The 4844-nt window shown below is 66.5% G+C and carries 3 protein-coding genes; all 3 read right to left on the minus strand.

From position 1 onward, the window contains the following. Nucleotides 1-91 precede the first annotated feature (91 nt). Complete coding sequence (locus tag VNS22_RS12310) at nucleotides 92-1144, minus strand: YncE family protein (protein WP_325732805.1); 1053 nt, start codon at nucleotides 1142-1144, stop codon at nucleotides 92-94. 49 nt (nucleotides 1145-1193) lie between these two features. Further along, nucleotides 1194-3584, minus strand: coding sequence for a TonB-dependent siderophore receptor (locus tag VNS22_RS12315; protein ID WP_325732807.1), 2391 nt, complete (start codon nucleotides 3582-3584; stop codon nucleotides 1194-1196). 231 nt (nucleotides 3585-3815) lie between these two features. Next, nucleotides 3816-4844, minus strand: a 1029-nt coding sequence (locus VNS22_RS12320; RefSeq protein WP_325732809.1) for a FecR family protein, incomplete at its 5' end; no start/stop codon positions are given.

Genomic DNA, 4844 nt, shown 5'->3' on the forward strand with positions numbered 1-4844 from the left:
AATCGTGCTTTCAGTATTGTACTCGATCCACCGGACAAGAAGCAGGTGCTTGAGTAGACGGCGCCAAGTTCCCTACTCCCTACCCCTGTCGTTAGAGGGAGATACGAGCGATCCGATCAAGTGCCAAGGGATCATAGCCCAGTTCGTCCTGGTGCAGCGGCTGCTTCACGGTGACGAACAGCGTCTTCGCCTCTACATCTAGCACCAGGCTATTCGGGAACGCGCCCAGCTCGATCTTCCGGACCACCTGGTTCGCCGTGGTGTCGATGACGCTGACCGAACCTTCCCCGCGGTTGGTCACGTAGAGCCGCTTGCCAGTCGGATCGACCACTCCAGCAAGAGGGTTATTACCGGTTTCGATCTTGTCGAGGAGGGTGCCCTCGTCCGCATCGAACACGAACACGAAACGCTCGTTGGCTTCGATCGCGTAGAGCCGCCGGGCGGCCTCGTCCAAGACCACGTTGACGAAGAACCGCTTCTGGTCGTCGCCGGTCGTGAAGCGCTCCAGGATCTTGCCGGCCTTCGGATCGGCGACCACGATCTGGGCATCGTTGTTGCCGACATAGATCCGGTCGCGGCCTAGATCGAGCGCCAGGCCGGTGGCCGACCCGCCGGTGTCCGGCACAGCACCAATCTGGGTAAACGAGGTGCCGTCCACCACCCAGACAATGCTGGGATGCTCCACGCCAGTGACCAGGATCCGGTCGCCTGCCTCGTCGACACGGATCTGCCGAGTGCGGATCTCCTTGTTGTTGCTGAGCTGCAGCCGGGCCTCGACCTTGCCGGTCGGGATGTCGATCCGGGTGATCGCCCCTTCCAGCGTGTTGCCGGCATAGAGCTTGCCGGTGCGGTCGTTGACCGCCAGCGCGAACACCTTCTCTGGCACCTCGATGGTGCCGGTCGTCTCCAGCGTCACCGGATCCAGCCGGTAGACGATCCCGCCCTTGCCGTCGCCGAACTCCTGCGCGCAGGCAACGAACACGGCGTTCGCCCCGGCGCTGTAGGCGACCTCGTAGAGCCCTTTGGCGAGCGGCCGGTCCAGGATTCTATCCGAGACGGCGGCGGACGATCCGGTGGTGATGAACGGTAAGGCGGCGGCTCCCAGTGCGGAGCTGTGCAGCAGGGTCCTGCGGGACAGGATCATTTCAGGCATCCTTCTCGATCTGTGGATTGGAGGTTGGCGCCCGGGCGGTTCACCACTCGGCACGGGCCGTCAGCAGGAAGTTGAGCGGCGCGCCGTAAAAGCCGTTGGCGCCGATCGAGGTGTAGTATTCCTTGTCGAACAGGTTGTTGATGTTGGCCATCAACGAGAAGTTCTCGGTGAAGCGATAGCGCGCCATCAGGTCGACGATCGCGAGGTCGTCCTGCTTGAAGTCCTCGCCATTGGGCCCGGCGTCCTGGGCCAGCATGCTGCTCTGCCAGCGTACGCCGGCCCCTACCGTCAGGCCGTCCCAGATGCCCGGGAACTGGTAGGTGGAGAACAGCTTGAACGTCTTTTCCGGGATCTCGGTGTTCAGCTCGTTGCCGTCGGCATCCTTCGGCCGCGCCTGGGCGTAGCCGCCGCCGACCTGCCAGCCGGGCAGCACCTCGCCGAACAGTTCCAGCTCGAAGCCCTTGGAGGTGGTGCCATCCACAGCGCGATAGGCCTGGCTGCCGTCCGGGGCCAGGTTGTCGCCGTCCGCCACCGCGAGGTTGTCCTGCTGGATCTCGAACATGGCGAACCGCCCGTTCAGCGCGCCGTCCAGGAAGCTCGCGGTCACGCCGCCCTCGTAGCCGTTGCCCTCCAGCGGATCGAGTGTGCGGCCGGTGACGTCCTGCTCGCTCTGCGGCTTGAAGATGCTGGTGTAGCTCGCGTAGAGGGAGAAGTTTTGGGTCAGGTCGTACACCACGCCGGCATAGGGCGTGACCACGCCGTTCTCCTGGCGGTTGTCGACCAGCTCGGTGGCACCGCCGTCCGGCGTGTTGGTTTCCTTGTACCGCCAATCGGTGACCCGGGCGCCCAGGATGACGGCGAGGTCGTCGGTCGGCCGCAGCCGGGTCGCGGCATAGCCCGCGATCTGCCGCTCGTCCTTGGTGAAGGTGCCGTTCGCCTGGATATTCGGGTTGGCGATCCGGCCGTCCCAGGTGAAGTAGTTGTCGATGGTCGGGTCGTAGCCGTCCAGGAACCAGAGCGGGAAGGTGTCGCCCCCACCATCGGCCCAGTACGCGGTGGCGCCGACCATCGCCTCGTGCTGCCGGCCGAACAGCTGGTAGGGGCCGGACGCGGTGAGCGCGAAGGTGTCCTGCACGGGATCGGCGGCCCAGCGGCCCGGCCAGATGCTCATCCCGGTGCCGTCCCGGTTCAGGCTGCCGCGGATGCCGTAGCCGATCATGGTGTCGTACTTGCGGTCCGAGTGCTCGTAATCGAACTTGACCGTCCAGTCGTTCTCGAACCGGTGCTCCAGCGAGGTCAGAATCGAGAGGTTGCTGTTCTCATGATAGGTCCAGTCCGCCGACGAGTTGGTCGAGCGGCTGAGATTGGCCAGGCCGCCGTCGGAGAAGAACAGCGGGAAGCCGGCACGCGAGGCGTCGTCGGCATGGTGGTTCTGGTACTCGACCGCCACCGACGCCAGGGTGTTCGGGGTGAGGTCGGCCTCGACCATGCCGTAGAGGATCTGCTTCTCGGTCGTCAGGCGCGAGACGTAAGAATCCCCGTCCTGCAGGACGCCGACCAGTCGGCCGCGCACCGTGCCCGAGCCATTGAGCGGCCCCGAGACGTCGCCCTCCGCCCGATAGGTGTTCCAGGAGCCGCCCGAGACTTGGCCGTAGCCGGCGAAGTTGAAGGTCGGCCGCTTGCGGATCAGGTTCACCGTCGCGGACGGGTCACCCACGCCGTTGAGCAGGCCGGTGGCGCCGCGCACCACCTCGACCCGGTCGTAGAGCGCGGTGTCCGCGATCGAATCGTCCATGCCGTAGACGGTCGAGCGTGGCAGGCCATCGGTCTGGTAGTTGCTGATGGCGAAGCCGCGCGCATAGACGGCGTTGTTGTCCGAGCCGATCGCACCCGTCTGGCTGACGCTCAGGCCGACCGTCTGGTTGAGGACGTCCTGGACCGAGTTCAGCTGCTGGTCCTGGATCTGCTGGCGCGTGGTCACGGTCGTGGCCTGCGGCGTTTCGCGCAGCGACAGGTTGAGCCCGGTCGAGGTGCTGACGGAATCGGTCGTGAACGAGCCGGTGCCTTCGGTGGTGCCGGGGTTCATGGAGCCGGTCACCAGGACCGGGCCGAGCTGGACCTCGTCGTCGTTGGTCACCGGCTTTTCCAGCGTGACCGTGTCTGCGGAGGTGAAGCGCCAGAGCAGGCCGGTGCCCGCCAGCAGCCGCTCCAGGGCTTGGCTGGCGGTGAAGCTGCCCTTGAGGGCCGGGGCCTGATGATCGAAGACCGACCGCTCGGTATACAGGACCTGAAGGCCAGTCACGCCCGAGAAGTCGGCGATGGCCTGGGGCAGCGGCTTGGCGATGATGTCGAACGGGTAGACGGACTGCATCTGGGCCGCATCGGCGGCCCCCTCCTGGGCCGCGAGCGCCCCTGCCTGCACGAGCGCCATTATGGAAACGGCCGCACCGAGTGAAATCCTGCGCAGTCTCGCTGCCGCGCTGAGCGCCATCCGACTTCTCCATCCCTCGCACGACCGACGGCGGTCCCCCTTGCCGTCGGTTCGCGAGAGATGACGAGCCGGATGCCGCCGCCCCCCCAGCCCGGATATCGACAAACAGGCAAGAAACCCACAGTTGCTTTAAGTATAATTAGAACAATACAAGAATTCAGTCGGCCCGGGTCAATGGATGATCGCTAGATAGCCGAACAAGTCGGTCACCTCGATCGGCAGGGTCCGGCGGATGGCCGCCAGCGCGGCGTCCGGGTCCTGGGTCGAGAACACGCCGCTCACCTTCAGGCCGGCCAAGCCCCGGCCCGCCAGCACGATGTGGCCCGGCCGGTAGCGGTTGAGCTGCTCGACCACCTGGGCCAGCGGCGTGTCGTAAAACACGAGCTGGCCACGCTGCCACGCGGTCACTGCCGCCTGATCGAACCCCTGCTCCGCCTGGATCGAGCCGGACGTCACCACCGCCTGCCAGCCGGCGTCGAGGATCATCGATGCCACCGCTCGCTCGGCGCTGATCAGCTTCACCCGGCCCTCCACCAGGCTGACGACCATGCGCTCGCCATCCAGCCGCACGTTGAAGCTGGTGCCACGGACGCGGATCGTCCCTGCATCGGTGCGCAGCACGAACGGCCGATCCGGGTCCGTCTCGACGTCGAACCACGCCTCACCGCGCAGCAGCCGGACCTCGCGCCGAGGTCCGTCGAGATCGACCGCGATCGCCGTGTCGGTGTTGAGCTCGACCATGCTGCCGTCGGCGAGCGTCATCGGGCGCCGTTCGCCGATCCCGGTCGCATGGTCGCTGTCGATGGACCCGCCCTGCCAGACCATGCCGGCGACGCATGCCGCCGCCAGGCCGGCGACCAGGGCGAAGCGCCGGCGCACCCGTGGGCCAGCATGCGGCGTTGCGGGAGTGTGCTGGTCGGCCAGGATCCGCCGGACCGGAAGCTCCAGGCGCGCGAACAGCCGCTCGGTCTCGTCGAACGCCTGGCGGTGCCGCGGATCGGCATCCAGCCAGCGGACGAAGTCGCGCCGTACCCCGTCCAGCGCCCCGGCATCCCGCACGCGTGCCTGCCAGACGGCCGCCTCGGCCAGGAGATCGTCCGGCAGCCCAACACCGGGACAGGGGTCGTTCTCAGCAGCCATCTCGTGCACCGGCCGGTCGCTCATGGCAGTGCCCACCACCGTTCCTTCCGACCAGAAGAC

This window comes from Geminicoccus sp., from assembly GCF_035556675.1.
Taxonomy (GTDB): domain Bacteria; phylum Pseudomonadota; class Alphaproteobacteria; order Geminicoccales; family Geminicoccaceae; genus Geminicoccus.

What these genes read in the sequence shown, in the direction of transcription:
- VNS22_RS12310 (WP_325732805.1), bottom strand. Translation starts at nt 1,144, where the DNA reads ATGATCCTGTCCCGCAGGACCCTGCTGCACAGCTCCGCACTGGGAGCC.
- VNS22_RS12315 (WP_325732807.1), bottom strand. Translation starts at nt 3,584, where the DNA reads ATGGCGCTCGTGCAGGCAGGGGCGCTCGCGGCCCAGGAGGGGGCCGCC.